At 65.6% G+C, this 12,088-nt stretch carries 16 protein-coding genes; 10 read left to right on the top strand and 6 right to left on the bottom strand.

Annotation, left to right across the window (positions count from 1 at the left end; all coding sequences use genetic code 11):
• Window position 1: 1 nt before the first annotated feature.
• A complete protein-coding gene (locus AC5RV1_RS14680) occupies window positions 2–808 on the top strand; it encodes a hypothetical protein (RefSeq protein ID WP_493946133.1) in 807 nt (268 codons plus the stop codon).
• Window positions 792–1,541 carry a LamB/YcsF family protein gene (locus AC5RV1_RS14675; RefSeq protein ID WP_493995045.1) on the top strand — a complete coding sequence of 250 codons (750 nt, stop codon included), beginning with the start codon at window positions 792–794 and terminating at the stop codon, window positions 1,539–1,541. The genes AC5RV1_RS14680 and AC5RV1_RS14675 overlap by 17 nt, the downstream gene beginning before the upstream one ends.
• A gap of 7 nt (window positions 1,542–1,548) precedes the next feature.
• On the opposite strand, the gene AC5RV1_RS14670 is transcribed toward AC5RV1_RS14675, so the two are convergent.
• Window positions 1,549–2,904: a DUF445 domain-containing protein gene (locus AC5RV1_RS14670; protein ID WP_493995044.1), complete on the bottom strand. Its 1,356-nt coding sequence runs from the start codon at window positions 2,902–2,904 to the stop codon at window positions 1,549–1,551.
• Window positions 2,905–2,953: 49 nt separating this feature from the next.
• On the opposite strand from AC5RV1_RS14670, the gene AC5RV1_RS14665 reads away from it, so the two are divergent.
• The 6 genes from AC5RV1_RS14665 (at window position 2,954) to AC5RV1_RS14640 (ending at window position 7,406) form a co-directional block, all read left to right on the top strand.
• Window positions 2,954–3,853 (top strand): glycerophosphodiester phosphodiesterase, encoded by a 900-nt coding sequence (locus AC5RV1_RS14665; RefSeq protein ID WP_493946136.1) that lies wholly within the window; start codon window positions 2,954–2,956, stop codon window positions 3,851–3,853.
• Between the two features lie 22 nt (window positions 3,854–3,875).
• A complete protein-coding gene (locus AC5RV1_RS14660; RefSeq protein WP_493995043.1) occupies window positions 3,876–5,294 on the top strand; it encodes a CoA transferase in 1,419 nt (472 codons plus the stop codon).
• A 109-nt stretch (window positions 5,295–5,403) separates the two neighbouring features.
• Complete coding sequence (locus AC5RV1_RS14655; protein WP_493946138.1) at window positions 5,404–5,907, top strand: DoxX family protein; 504 nt, start codon at window positions 5,404–5,406, stop codon at window positions 5,905–5,907.
• Entirely contained in the window at window positions 5,862–6,731 is an 870-nt protein-coding gene (locus AC5RV1_RS14650; RefSeq protein ID WP_493995042.1) for an AzlC family ABC transporter permease, read from the top strand. Before AC5RV1_RS14655 ends, AC5RV1_RS14650 begins: the two co-directional genes overlap by 46 nt.
• Window positions 6,728–7,039, top strand: a complete 312-nt coding sequence (locus tag AC5RV1_RS14645) for an AzlD domain-containing protein (protein WP_493946140.1) — start codon at window positions 6,728–6,730, stop codon at window positions 7,037–7,039. Before AC5RV1_RS14650 ends, AC5RV1_RS14645 begins: the two co-directional genes overlap by 4 nt.
• A gap of 106 nt (window positions 7,040–7,145) precedes the next feature.
• Window positions 7,146–7,406, top strand: coding sequence for a hypothetical protein (locus AC5RV1_RS14640; protein ID WP_493995041.1), 261 nt, complete (start codon window positions 7,146–7,148; stop codon window positions 7,404–7,406).
• A gap of 59 nt (window positions 7,407–7,465) precedes the next feature.
• Here AC5RV1_RS14640 and AC5RV1_RS14635 read toward each other — a convergent pair whose 3' ends face one another.
• Window positions 7,466–7,747: a hypothetical protein gene (locus AC5RV1_RS14635; protein WP_493946142.1), complete on the bottom strand. Its 282-nt coding sequence runs from the start codon at window positions 7,745–7,747 to the stop codon at window positions 7,466–7,468.
• A 108-nt stretch (window positions 7,748–7,855) separates the two neighbouring features.
• Window positions 7,856–8,491 carry a TetR/AcrR family transcriptional regulator gene (locus AC5RV1_RS14630; RefSeq protein ID WP_493946143.1) on the bottom strand — a complete coding sequence of 212 codons (636 nt, stop codon included), beginning with the start codon at window positions 8,489–8,491 and terminating at the stop codon, window positions 7,856–7,858.
• A 121-nt stretch (window positions 8,492–8,612) separates the two neighbouring features.
• Between AC5RV1_RS14630 and AC5RV1_RS14625 the strand changes: the two genes are divergently transcribed.
• Both AC5RV1_RS14625 and AC5RV1_RS14620 read left to right on the top strand, forming a co-directional pair.
• Window positions 8,613–8,936, top strand: coding sequence for a thiamine-binding protein (locus AC5RV1_RS14625; protein ID WP_163168031.1), 324 nt, complete (start codon window positions 8,613–8,615; stop codon window positions 8,934–8,936).
• Between the two features lie 72 nt (window positions 8,937–9,008).
• On the top strand, window positions 9,009–9,686 hold the full coding sequence (locus AC5RV1_RS14620) for an O-methyltransferase (protein ID WP_493995040.1): 678 nt from the start codon (window positions 9,009–9,011) through the stop codon (window positions 9,684–9,686).
• Between the two features lie 108 nt (window positions 9,687–9,794).
• On the opposite strand, the gene AC5RV1_RS14615 is transcribed toward AC5RV1_RS14620, so the two are convergent.
• From AC5RV1_RS14615 to AC5RV1_RS14605, 3 genes are all read right to left on the bottom strand, one after another.
• Window positions 9,795–9,971, bottom strand: a complete 177-nt coding sequence (locus AC5RV1_RS14615) for a CsbD family protein (protein WP_256249403.1) — start codon at window positions 9,969–9,971, stop codon at window positions 9,795–9,797.
• A gap of 99 nt (window positions 9,972–10,070) precedes the next feature.
• Window positions 10,071–10,328, bottom strand: coding sequence for a hypothetical protein (locus AC5RV1_RS14610; RefSeq protein WP_493946145.1), 258 nt, complete (start codon window positions 10,326–10,328; stop codon window positions 10,071–10,073).
• Between the two features lie 363 nt (window positions 10,329–10,691).
• On the bottom strand, window positions 10,692–11,879 hold the full coding sequence (locus AC5RV1_RS14605) for a YihY/virulence factor BrkB family protein (RefSeq protein WP_493995039.1): 1,188 nt from the start codon (window positions 11,877–11,879) through the stop codon (window positions 10,692–10,694).
• Window positions 11,880–12,088: the final 209 nt, after the last annotated feature.

The following is a 12,088-nucleotide window of genomic DNA, read 5'->3' as shown; positions in this document are numbered from 1 at the left end:
CATGGCCAGGCGCAGCAATCCCGCAGCACGAATCGCACACGAGACCGCCCACAATGCCGTCTTCGACGCAGACGGCAACCCGAAGCCGGGCGTGCACAACATGCTCCTGAAGGCAGTGGAGATCCAGCGCCCCCTGGTGCTGGCCTACATCCGCAGGCTGCAGCGCAAGCATCCGCGTGCCACCGCCGCCCAGCTGGCGGACATCCTGGAACGCGACTACCTTCGCGCCGTCACAGGCGGCGGGGCCCTGGTCGGCGCCACCGCGGTGGTCCCCGGCGTTGGCACCGTGGCCTCCCTCGGCCTCTCCGCTGCCGCGACGGTTGGATTCCTGGAGGCCACCGCCCTCTACGCCACTTCACTCGCGGAGCTGCACGGCATCCGCCTCACCAACCCGGAAAAGGCCAGCACCATGGTGATGGCCCTCATGCTCGGTGAGGAAGGCACTGCTTTGCTCGGAACGCTGAGCGGCCAGGCGGCCGGCAACAGCATTGGTGCTTCCAGTGCGTGGGGCAACGTGCTGTCGAAGTCGATGCCCGTGCCCGGCTTTGGCTCAATCCGTAACCGGATCCAGAAAGCCTTTCTTAAGAACCTCCTCAAGCGCCAGGGCACCGCGCTGTTCGGCCGGGCGCTGCCGTTCGGCATCGGCGCAGTGGTGGGCGGAGCCGGTAACCTCATGATGGGGCGGGCAGTTGTGTCGAACGCGAAGGAAGCGTTTGGTCCCATGCCGGACACCATCCCCGGCGAACTCAACGCCGCCGCACCGGACAACCTGACGCTGGAAGGTGACAATCTTGGACCTCAACGCTGACCTCGGCGAATCATTCGGCTCCTGGAACATGGGGGACGACCCCGCCATGTTCCGGCTGGTCACCAGCGCCAATGTGGCGTGCGGCTTCCATGCCGGCGACCCCGTTACCATGCTGGACAGCTGCCGGGCGGCCTATGAGCTGGACGTGACCGTCGGCGCGCACGTGGGCTACCGCGACCTTGCCGGGTTCGGCCGCCGCTCGCTGGACATGTCCTTCGACGAACTTTTCGGGGACGTGCTCTACCAGCTGGGCGCGCTCGACGGCGTGGCCCACGCCGTGGGTGCCTCCGTTGACTACGTGAAGCCGCACGGCGCGCTGTACAACAGGCTGGTACACGATGCCGACCAGGCCTCCGCCGTGGTGGCCGCAGTGAACTCCTATGATCCCGGCCTGCCCATCCTCGGTCTGCCCGGTTCGGAGCTTCTCAAGCAGGCGCAGGAAGCGGGGCACCCCGTCTTTATCGAGGCGTTTGTGGACCGCGCCTATCTGGCTGACGGAACACTGGTGCCGCGCTCGCAGGAGGGCGCCGTGCTGCACGACGTCGACTCGATCGTCGAGCGGGCTGTGCGCATGGCCACCAAGGGTGAGGTGGCGGCCCTTGACGGAACCGTGCTGCAGGTTCGGCCGGACTCGCTGTGCATCCACGGTGATACGCCGGGGGCGGTTGAGATGGCTGCAGCCGTCAGGGCGGGCCTGGAAGCTGCCGGTGTGGAGCTGGAGTCTTTCGCGTAGGCTTCGCTTACCCGAAAATCAGGTGCGCCACGGTAAAGATCGTGAGCCCGGCCAGTGAACCCACCACGGTGCCGTTGATCCGGATGAACTGCAGGTCCTTGCCCACCTGGAGCTCGATCTTCTGGGAGGTTTCCTCAGCATCCCAGCGGGCAACGGTATCCGTGATGACCCCGGCGATATCGGAGCGGTACGTCCGTACCAGGTAGCCGGCGGCGTCGCCAATCCAGGCGTTGACCTTTCCGGCGAGTTCGGGATCGTTGACCAGGCGCGAGCCGAAGTCGCGGACCGCTGCCTTGAACTTGATGGTGAGGTCGCTTTGCGGATCATCAACAGCACCCAGCAGGGCGTTCTTTACTGTTCCCCACGTCCGGGATGCCAGTTCCCGGACTTCGGGATCACCCAGGACCTGGGCCTTGATGTCCTCGGCGCGCGCGATCATCACCGGGTCGTGCTGCAGGTCCTGTGCAAGGTCGTTCAGGTACTTGTCGATGGACTGCCGGACCTGGTGGTTCGGATCGGACTGCACGGCCCGGACGAATTTGAGGAATTCGATGTAGACCTTGTCACCCACCAGCCCGTCCACGAACTGCGGCACCCAGGTGGGCGAACGCTCCGACACCAGCCGGCTGACCGTCTCGTGGTTTTCACTGACCCAGTCCGCTGCCCTGTCCACCAGCAGGTCCACAAGCTTGTGGTGGTGCCCGTCGTGGAAAATCCGCTCGGCCATCCTGCCCACGGGAGGTCCCCACGGCGGAGTGAGCAGGTGCTTGCGGACCATGCCCTCGATGACCGCCTGGACGTCGTCGTCGTTCAGGACCTTGAAAACACCGCGGATGACGGCGGCGCCCTCCTTTGCCACCCGCTCGGCGCCTGCCGGCGTCGCCAGCCATTCGCCTGCCCGGCGCGCGATGTTCACGCTGGCCAGCTTGTCCTGGACCACCTGCTCGGACAGGAAGTTGGTTTCCACGAATTCACCCAGCGAGGCGCCGATCTGGTCCTTCCGGCGCGGAATGATGGCGGTATGCGGGATTTTGATGCCCATGGGGTACTTGAACAGCGCGGTGACGGCGAACCAGTCGGCCAGCGCGCCCACCATGCCGCCTTCAGCCGCAGCACGCACGTACTGGAGCCACGGATACTCCTTCTGCAGCGCGAACGCGAACACGAAGATCACCGCCATGGCCACCAGCAGCGCCAGCGCCACCAGCTTCATTTTCCGCAGCGCTGCCGCCTTTTCGGCGTCACCGGCGCTGAGATTATGGCCGACGGCGGCACGCACCTCTGCGCCGGGCGGTGCGGCCGGAGCGGACGGTGTGTGGTTGGTGCGTGCTTCCCGGGTAGTTGGCTCAGAGTTCACCTGCATGTGCCAAGCCTAGTCCCGCAGTGCGGCCCGGGTCGGCTACCGTGTCTCCATGACTACTGACGAGTCAGTGCCGCCGCGGCCCCTGGTCTTTGCCCACCGGGGCTCGAGCGCCGCGTTTGCCGAGCACACCCGGGCAGCCTACCTGCAGGCGCTGGCGGACGGGGCGGACGGCGTGGAGTGCGATGTCCATCTCACCCGCGATCAGCACGTCATCCTCCTGCACGACGCCAACCTGGACCGCACTTCTGATGGAACCGGGCCGGTGGCGGAACGGACGCTGCGCGAGCTCCGCCGCCTGGATTTTTGTTCGTGGAAAGGCGTGCGCATCCCGGAGGTGTACGGTGCGAGGTCCGAGCAGTTCCTCACCCTTCCCGAGCTGCTGGAGATCCTTCGCGGGGCCGGACGGCCCGTGGGGCTGGCCATCGAGCTGAAGCATCCCAGCCCGTACCAGCTCAAGCTGGAGGACCGGGTCCTGGAGGTTCTCCGCGGCGAGGGCTGGGACGCCGGGAGTTCATCCCTGGACAACGTGGCGGTGACCTTTATGAGCTTCAGTCCGGAATCCGTGCGCCGCCTGCTCCGGTCGGTTCCGGCCGAGTACATCTGCCAACTGGTGGATGACGTGGATGTGCGTGAGCTTCGCGAGGAATTGGGGTTGGGGCTGATCACCGGCGGTGCGATTGCCAACGTCATGAAAGCCGCCCAGCTGGAAGGTGAGCGGATCCTGGACGCAGGCGAAGCCGTTTTGGCCGGTCCAGGCGTCGACTACGTTCGCCGCCACCCGGCAACTGTCCAGCGGTGGCTCGAGCAGGGCCGGCGCTTCCGGGTGTGGACCGTGGACTCCGAGCAGGACGTGGCCCTCTGCCAGGACCTCGGCGTCCACGAGATCACCACCAACGTGCCGGCCCGTGTGCTGGGCCAGCTTCAGGTGGCTTCGACGCAGGGAAGCTGATCAGGGAAGGCAGGCCGGCCACGTGAGCAAGTCTTTCGACGGCGTTCCTCAGCTGTTCCGGAATCTCGAGCCGGCATACGGCCCCGCGCCCGTGCTCAATGGCGGAGAACCAGCGCTCGGCGACGCCCTGCCGCCCTGGTCCGGTCCCCGAAGCTGGTGGGGCGGCCCCCTGGACGTGGAAGGCCTCGCTCTGGGAGCCGTTGGCGCTGCAGCCGCAGTATTGAACCTCCTGGCCGGTGCGCCGGGCCGCTTTACCACCACGGCGGCCTTGACGGCCGGAGCCTTTGACTCCTCCGGGCACCTGCGGATCAACGGCCGGAAGATCCAGGGCTTCGCCCCGCTGTCCGGCTTCCGGCGCACGCAGGACGGTTGGATCCGGCTGCACGCCAACTACCCGCACCACGAACAGCGGCTGATGCAGGCGGTGGGAGCCAGCACGGCCGATGGCCTGGCCGCTTCCCTCCGCACGATGACGTCCCTCGAAGCCGAGGCCGCGATCCAATCCCAGGGCGGAGTGGCCGCAGTGGTGCGAAGCCGCAACGAATGGCTGGAGTCCGGGATGGGCCGGGCTGCAGCAGCGGGGCCATGGATCGATTGGACCCTCCCGGCGGGAGAAACCAACGGCACCGAAGGCCCCCTGCGGCTCGTGGCTGAAGACCCGCGCCGCCCCCTCAAGGGAGTTCGTGTGCTGGACCTGACCCGCGTCATCGCCGGACCCGTGTCCACCCGGCTGCTGGGGGCACTGGGCGCCGACGTCCTGCGGATCGATCCGCCGCAACTGCCCGAAATCATCGACCAGTTCGTGGATACCGGGTTCGACAAGAGGAGTACCGAGGCCGACCTGACTGCCGCCGGCGGCCAACACCAGTTGGAACAGTTGCTGGAGACCGCTGACGTAGTGATAACCGGCTACCGGCGCGGCTCCCTGGACCGCTTTGGGCTGGAGCCGGCGGTGCTGCTGGCATCCCGCCCGGAGCGCGCGGTGGTCTCGCTGGACGCCTGGGGCAGCATGGGGCCCTGGAGTGGCCTGCGCGGTTTCGACAGCATTGTCCAGGCGGCCACCGGGATCGCACACCTTTACGGGACGGAGAACCACGACGGCGAGTGGCGGCCGGGTGTGCTCCCCGTCCAGGCCCTGGACCACGCGACAGGGTACGGTGTGGCCGCGGCAGCCATCGCCCTGCTCGCCCGGCGCCGGCGGACTGGCCTCGGCGGATGGGCCCGGTTGTCGCTGGTCCGCACCGCAGAGGAACTTTTCGCCCTGCCGGCCGTGCATTCCGCGGGCATGGCAAGCCTGCTGCCTGAACCCCAACTCGGAACCATGGCCAGCACTTATGGGGAACTCCGCTACGCTCCGCCGCCGCTCCTGGTGGCCGGACGACCCCTCGACTACACCGCGCCGCCAGTGCCCTATGGACGTTCGGCTCCTGCCTGGAACTGACGGTTTGCCCGGGCAGATGGGTTAAGTGGGCAGAGGGTGGGTTGGGCCTGGGGTTTACGCCGGGCCGGGCGGTTTCGATGGCCCGCCGCGCTTGTGATTGAGTGGAGCCATGCCTTTTCCCCGGTCCGGCCGGGCCCTCCAGAGCCTTTCCGCTGCAGCCATGAGCGCGCTGCTGCTGGCCAGCGCCATGAAACACTTCCGCGACCCCGGCTTCTTCCGCCAGGTAGTGCCCGATTACCTCTGCCTTGTGGACTCAGAACGGCAAGGAATGCGCGACTGCGGTGCGGCCGCCAGCAACCCGGAACCAAGCCGCCGTCGGCCCTTGGCTGTGATGACCAGGGAAGAATGGATCGCCGTCAGCGGCCTGCTGGAACTCTCTGCCGCCGTCGGCATTCTGGTGCCGTTGACGCGCAAGGCGGCGGCAACCGCCCTCACCGCGATGTTCATCGTCTTCCTGGCGGGCCATGCCGATGCCCTCCGCCGGGCCTACGGCCCCCAGGGGACCCCTCTGCAACGCAAAGTTCACAGTTTGCGCCTCCCGTTACAGTGGCCGCTGATCGTCTGGGCATGGAGTCTTCGGAAGCCTGCATTGGGTTCGTGGCCGTGGCAGTGAAACTCCTGGCTTCCCCTGCCGTGCGCGTGGGGCTCTCCATCAGCGTGGCCACCGGCCTGTACGGAATATCATTTGGCGCACTTTCCGTCACATCCGGGCTGGACTTCTGGCAGACGATGGCCCTTAGCCTGCTCCTGTTCAGTGGCGGCTCGCAGTTCGCCTTTATCGGCGTGGTGGGTGGCGGCGGCTCGGGCATTGCGGCGATGAGCGCAGCCACGCTTCTGGGAATGCGCAACGGCATCTATGGCATGCAGCTGAACGCCTTGCTGCACCCCATGGGGTGGCGCAAGTACGTGGCCGCCCAGGTGACCATCGACGAATCCACAGCCACCAGCACCGGCCAGACCGACCCCGCAGAGCAGCTCCGCGGCTTTTGGGCAGCCGGCATCGGCATCTACGTCCTCTGGAACCTGTTCACCGCGGTGGGGGCGCTGGCCGGAAGCGGACTGGGGGACCCCAAACAGTGGGGACTGGACGGAGCAGCGGTGGCCGCTTTCCTGGCCCTGCTCTGGCCCCGGCTGAAGGGCCGTGAGCCGATCGCCATTGCTGTGGTGTGTGCCGTGGCCACGGTGGCGGCAGTACCTTTCGTTCCTGCCGGAGTGCCGATCCTGGTGGCCGCCGTCGTGGCGGCCGTGATGGGCTGGTTCAGCCACGGCCGGAGCGACGAGGGCCTGGAGCCGGATGTGGATCCCTACCGGGAGCACCAGCACCGCGGCGCGGACCATCACCGTGGCGGGCGCGATCCGGACGGCGGGCACCGCCGGCACGGCGCAGACGGCGGCCACCAGCGTGGCGAGGGCGGCACCTCAGGGGCCGGCACATGACCCTCTGGATTTGGCTGCTGATCGCCTGTGCCTTGGCCTATGCCTGGAAACTGGTGGGCTACTTCGTCCCGGCCAGGTTTTTGGAGAATCCACGGATGTCACGGGTCGCAGGCACCATGACTATCGGGTTGCTTGCATCCCTGACAGTAGTGAACGCCGTAGCGTCAGGGCAGGCCCTGGTGGCCGATGCGCGCCTGGGTGCGCTCGCAGCAGCCGCGGTCGCCCTGGCGCTGAGGGCACCGTTTCTCGTGGTGGTGGTGGCCGGTGCCGGGACTGCGGCATTGCTCCGGATGCTGGGCTGGAACTGACCAACGAGTAAGAACGTGACGCCGTTCTCTTCCCTTGCCGGTGGGTGTGAGTTGTACTATGAGAGCGGCTATGCAGTTGGCCCCAACGATTTGATGAACGGCAACGATGGAAGATCAACTGCACGCGTCCGCGGCAAGGGCCGGAAGACCCCGTCCACACAAGGATTTTCGGCGACGCGCGGGGCTGCCCGTCAAGCGTTTCTTCACCCGCTTTTCCGGTATCTCCGACGTCCCGGCCGAGGACTTGGAAGCACTCGCAGAAAGCCTTCAACGGGCGATGGACGTGGACCCGGCCTCCCAGGTTCCTGCGCTGCAGGCCTTGGTCCGCCGGGAGATCCGCGCCAGGGGAGTAGCTGACAGCAACTAACTGGGCCAGGACATCAAGAGCGCTATCAGGAGAGTCCGCACGCGGGCGACGGAATGTGGCTAGGCTACCCCGTGGGTGGCGCCGTCAGGTGCAGCTGACCGGCGCATGCTTTCTTCAACCGCCATCTCGTACCAGGCCTGGGCGCCGAATTCGGGTTCGGGTGTGTCAAGGTTCTGGTAGAGGGCATCCAACAGTTTTGCGAGTTCCTCTGCCGGCAGGGTGGGAAGTAGTTCCTCGGGGCCGCGCGGGTCGTTGATGTAGTGCAGAAGCCGGGAACTGTTCATCGCGCTGGGGCCGTGGAGGGCCGTAGGTGCAGGAACTGTGGCATGCGTGGGCTCCATCTGGAGAGGAACAGAGGCTGGCTGCGTAACCCACTTGAAGTGTATTGCACGGGCTGGAGGCCCACAATGGGGAGGCCCAGGACGTCCCTGCGGGCAGGATTCCTGCGGCTAGAGGGGTTGCTGCCCCGCCAGGGAAGCGGCCGGCAGCGGCACGTGGACAGGAAGCGGGCGCGTGGGCCGGACGGTCCGGATGGCGTCTTCCACCAAGGCCAGCGGACGGCGCCAGGCATCGGATCCGGGTTCCATGGTGTCCACAACTCCGATAAGCATGGCGAGCAGCCGGAACATGTCCGTCATGGAGATGTCCGAGCGCAGGCTGCCTTGGCCTTGGCCGCGTACCAGCAGAACACCCATCGACTCCATCAGCGAGCCCGTGATGCCTGTCAGGAGCTCCCGGCGGCCGGCGACGGCCCCCAAGAGATTGGCGTCGTCACTGGCGACGGCCATTAGGGCCTCCATGACCCGCAACAGTCCTGCGGTTGCGTCGATGTCGGCAAGGGCACCGTCCACGACCGGATCCACGGTGAGCCGCAGCTGCCGGTTGAGGGCGGCGAGGACCAGCTCCTCCTTGTCCGAGAAATTCCGGAAGAGTGTTGCCGGTCCGACGCCGGCTGTGGCCGCAATTGTCTGCAGCGGTACTTCCGGGCCGAACTCGCGGAAGCATTGGCGTGCCGCCGTGATGATCTTGTCCACGTTCCGCGCTGCGTCGGCGCGGAGGGGCTTGCGGGCGACTGCGAGGCTCATGCCAAAAGGTTAGCAATCGAGCCTGCTGCCTTCACCGTTACCGAAGGGTAGGGGGTTATGTGACGAGGGGGCCAGCCACCCTGTCCTGCGTCATCGCCGGCGCCGTGGCACACTGGGCTTCATGCTGCTTGCGTTTTCTGTCGCCCCGTCCGGTACTCCCAGCGAAGGTTCCCGGCCCGCTGACGCCTCCGTCCACGACGCCGTCGCCGCCGCCGTGAAGATCGTCAGGGAGTCGGGCCTGCCCAACAAAACCGACTCGATGTTCACCACCATCGAGGGTGAGTGGGATGAGGTGTTCGATGTCGTGAAGCGCGCCACGGAGGCGGTGGGCCGCTACGGCAGCAGGGTTTCCCTGGTCATCAAGGCCGACATTCGGCCCGGTTACTCAGGTGAGCTGACCGCCAAAGTGGACCGCCTGGAAGACGCGCTCTCCGACGGTTCCTGAACGCGGGCGTCGCCTCCGGCGTCGGCCTGCACTCTCTGGACCCGTGGGTTGCCGCGTGCCAGACTGTGCCTCATGTTCGAGCACAAGCCCCGGCCGGAGTGGATTGCCGCGGAGAAGTTCCTGTCCGACGTCGTGGTCCATCCTGATCCAGGCTTGCTCAGGGCCGTGCAATCCGCGGCTGCCGCCGGCATGCCCGCCATCGAGGTGGCGCCCAACGCCGGCAAGCTCCTCAAGCTCCTGGTTCAGCTCTCCGGCGCGCGCCGCGTCCTGGAGATAGGCACCCTGGCCGGTTTCAGCACAATTTGGATGGGGCAGGGACTGCCCGACGACGGCACTTTGGTCACCTGCGAATTCCTCCCCAAGCATGCGGAGGTGGCGTGGGCCAACATTGACGCGGCAGGCCTGGGGCAGAAGGTGGAGATCCGGCTGGGACCGGCCCTGGACACGCTCGCCGCTCTGGCAGAGGAGGACCGTGAACCCTTTGACTTCATCTTTATTGATGCAGACAAGGAGAACAACAGCCATTATCTGGACTGGGCCATCCGCCTGGGGCGCCCGGGGACAGCCATCGTGTTGGACAACACCATCTGGGAAGGTGCCATCATGGACCCCGGCATGGATCCCGTCAATGCCCAGGGAATTGTTGATGCGCTGAAGCTGTTGGGCGGCCATCCCAGGCTGGATGCCACCGTCATCCAGACAGTGGGCTCCAAAGGCTGGGACGGATTCGCTCTCGCGCTGATCAAGTAGGGCTGCGGAGGGTGCCACAGCCCCGGTCACTGATCCGGGGCAGCCACTGATCGGGCAAAAGCAAAAGGGTCTGCCGCGGTGTTCCGCAGCAGACCCTTCCTGAGGGACTCAGTCTTTCTTGAAAGCGTCCTTGACTTTCTCGCCGGCCTGTTTCAGGTCCGCTTTGGCCTGGTCCATCTTGCCTTCGGACCGAAGGCTTTCGTCATTGGTGGCCGCACCGGTAGCCTCTTTGGCCTTGCCGCCCATCTTCTCTGCGGCGTTGTCGATCTTGTCATCCAAACCCATGGTGATTCTCCCTTCGGCTGGTGGCCTGCGGACAGTAAGCGCTGGCCATGTTCAATGCTAACCAGCGGAAGGTAGCTTCGACAGGTTCGATAGGTTTTGTCAGACCAGGTCCGGCGCACTCGCCACAATGTAGTCGGCGGCGGCGGGGCCCGTCATGGACAAGTTGTTGCTGTCCGGGTTGATCCCGCGGGAATGAAGCGCCTCCCACAGGGCTTCCGGAGCTTGGAGCGGTGCGTTGTGGAGGAGGCACCAACTGGTGTACAGCCCGTAGAGCTCATCGCGCCGGAGGCCCAGGCCGGGCTCCCTGTCTGCGACAACTGCTTCGGCAAGAAAATCTTCAAAATGGGTAGCAGGCATATTCGCTCATTCGGGGTCGACCGTGTTGCCGCCGTTTCTGCTTCAGCGGCACTGCCGGATCCCAAGGGAACCAGCAGGGTAATCATGAACGTATGGCAGCACGGCTCGTTTTGTCCAGTTACGCCGGGAATTTCACTGGATCGAGGGGGCCGACGGCGACTGGGGGGACTGGCCTCGGTCTCAGAAGAGGCCATCTCACCGCCGGCCCCGTCTTTGTCCCGGGCCACCTTGTTGTTGACCGGGGAAGCCTGTACAGGACCCTCCAACACAATTTTCCCCCATCTGGCAGGTCCTGCCTAGTCCCCGGGACTGCGGCGCCCGTCTACAGGCTTCCGCCCGCCGCAGTCCCCGGTTTTCAACTGCTCAGTCCCGGCTGGTGCCACGGTCACGCAACTTGTTCCGTACCCGGTCACGATGCGGTTCCCTGGGCTGGCCAGTGTCCTGGTTACCGGCCTGGCCGTTGTCTCCGTTTTCCCCGTCCTTGCCGTTCTCCGCACTGTACTTCTCGCGGAGTTCACGTCCGTGCTTGATGTCCTCTTCCTCTTGCTTTTGCAGTTTTTCGCTCTTCTTGGTGTCACGCGGCGGCAGCTGGATGGTCTCTTCTGCCTCGATACCTGCCTGGAGCTGGCGGCCCCGCTCCATCTCGGCGTCGAACTCGGCGCCAAAGAGCAGGGACATGTTCAGGATCCACAGCCACAGCAGCATCACGATCACGCCGCCCAGGGCGCCGTAGGTCTTGTTGTAGTTTCCGAAGTTGCCTACGTAGAAGCCAAAGCCGAGCGACGCCAGCAGGAACACAAAAAGTGCGATGCCGGAACCGAGGCTCATCCACTTGAACTTGGGCTGCTTGACGTTGGGAGTCGCGTAGTAGAGGACAGCGATGATCACGATGATGAGCGCGACCATGACCGGCCACTTGGCAATGTTCCAGATGGCGAGGAAAGCGCCGCTGAGCCCGATCAGGCCGCCGACCGCTTCTGCCACCGGCCCGCTAAGCACCAGCATGCCGGCCAGGATCGCGATGATCACTACCGACAGGAGGGTTACTATCAGCATGGTGCCGCGCAGCTTAACGAACGGCCGCCCCTCGTCCACCTCGTAGACGCGGTTCATGGCCCGGCCGAAGGCGCCCACGTACCCGGAAGCCGACCAGAGGGCGGTGGCAAGACCAAGCACGAGGGTCAATCCTGCGGCCGGAGCGTTGGCCAGTTCCGATACCGTGCCGCTGACAGTGTTGACAGTTTCCGCAGGAGCGAAGCCCCGCACGATCTGAAGCAGGGCGTCGGTGGTTTTCTGCGGGTCCCCGAAAAGTCCGATCAATGAAACGAGTGCCAGGATGGCCGGGAACAGCGACAGCACCGCGTAATACGTCAGCGCAGCAGCGAGATCCGGGCACTGGTCCTTGTTGAATTCCCGCAGGGTCTTCTTGGCAATGTACTTCCAGTTCGGCTTGTCCAAGTCCTTGGGGCTGTCCGGCTTCCGTGAGTCGTTGGGATCCGGTGCCTGGCGTGCTTTGGCTGTGCTGCTCTCGGATGCGTCGTGAGTGGCCATGGGGTGTCCTCTCGATAAGGGTGCGAAAACTGAAAGGCCGGCTCCGCGGGATGGCGGGGCCGGCCTCTCAGGTGGTGCTCGTGCCTCTTGGTGCCGCGATTAGTGGCGGGTCAGGTGTTTTGGACGTTGGTTTTGGCGTCGGTGGCGCGGTCTTTGACGTCGGTGACGGCTCCTTGGCCTTCGGCTTTGACGTTTTGGGCGGCGTCGGT

The organism is Arthrobacter sp. Hb9-2 (genome assembly GCF_059091165.1).
This window is presented reverse-complemented; position numbering and strand designations above follow the sequence as displayed.

Coding starts and splice junctions, on each gene's coding strand:
- AC5RV1_RS14610 (WP_493946145.1), bottom strand. CDS start 10,328: ATGCCTGCTACCCATTTTGAAGATTTTCTTGCCGAAGCAGTTGTCGCA.
- AC5RV1_RS14680 (WP_493946133.1), top strand. CDS start 2: ATGGCCAGGCGCAGCAATCCCGCAGCACGAATCGCACACGAGACCGCC.
- AC5RV1_RS14640 (WP_493995041.1), top strand. CDS start 7,146: ATGGAAGATCAACTGCACGCGTCCGCGGCAAGGGCCGGAAGACCCCGT.
- AC5RV1_RS14635 (WP_493946142.1), bottom strand. CDS start 7,747: ATGGAGCCCACGCATGCCACAGTTCCTGCACCTACGGCCCTCCACGGC.
- AC5RV1_RS14645 (WP_493946140.1), top strand. CDS start 6,728: ATGACCCTCTGGATTTGGCTGCTGATCGCCTGTGCCTTGGCCTATGCC.
- AC5RV1_RS14650 (WP_493995042.1), top strand. CDS start 5,862: ATGGAGTCTTCGGAAGCCTGCATTGGGTTCGTGGCCGTGGCAGTGAAA.
- AC5RV1_RS14605 (WP_493995039.1), bottom strand. CDS start 11,879: ATGGCCACTCACGACGCATCCGAGAGCAGCACAGCCAAAGCACGCCAG.
- AC5RV1_RS14615 (WP_256249403.1), bottom strand. CDS start 9,971: ATGGGTTTGGATGACAAGATCGACAACGCCGCAGAGAAGATGGGCGGC.
- AC5RV1_RS14655 (WP_493946138.1), top strand. CDS start 5,404: ATGCCTTTTCCCCGGTCCGGCCGGGCCCTCCAGAGCCTTTCCGCTGCA.
- AC5RV1_RS14670 (WP_493995044.1), bottom strand. CDS start 2,904: ATGCAGGTGAACTCTGAGCCAACTACCCGGGAAGCACGCACCAACCAC.
- AC5RV1_RS14620 (WP_493995040.1), top strand. CDS start 9,009: ATGTTCGAGCACAAGCCCCGGCCGGAGTGGATTGCCGCGGAGAAGTTC.
- AC5RV1_RS14630 (WP_493946143.1), bottom strand. CDS start 8,491: ATGAGCCTCGCAGTCGCCCGCAAGCCCCTCCGCGCCGACGCAGCGCGG.
- AC5RV1_RS14625 (WP_163168031.1), top strand. CDS start 8,613: ATGCTGCTTGCGTTTTCTGTCGCCCCGTCCGGTACTCCCAGCGAAGGT.
- AC5RV1_RS14665 (WP_493946136.1), top strand. CDS start 2,954: ATGACTACTGACGAGTCAGTGCCGCCGCGGCCCCTGGTCTTTGCCCAC.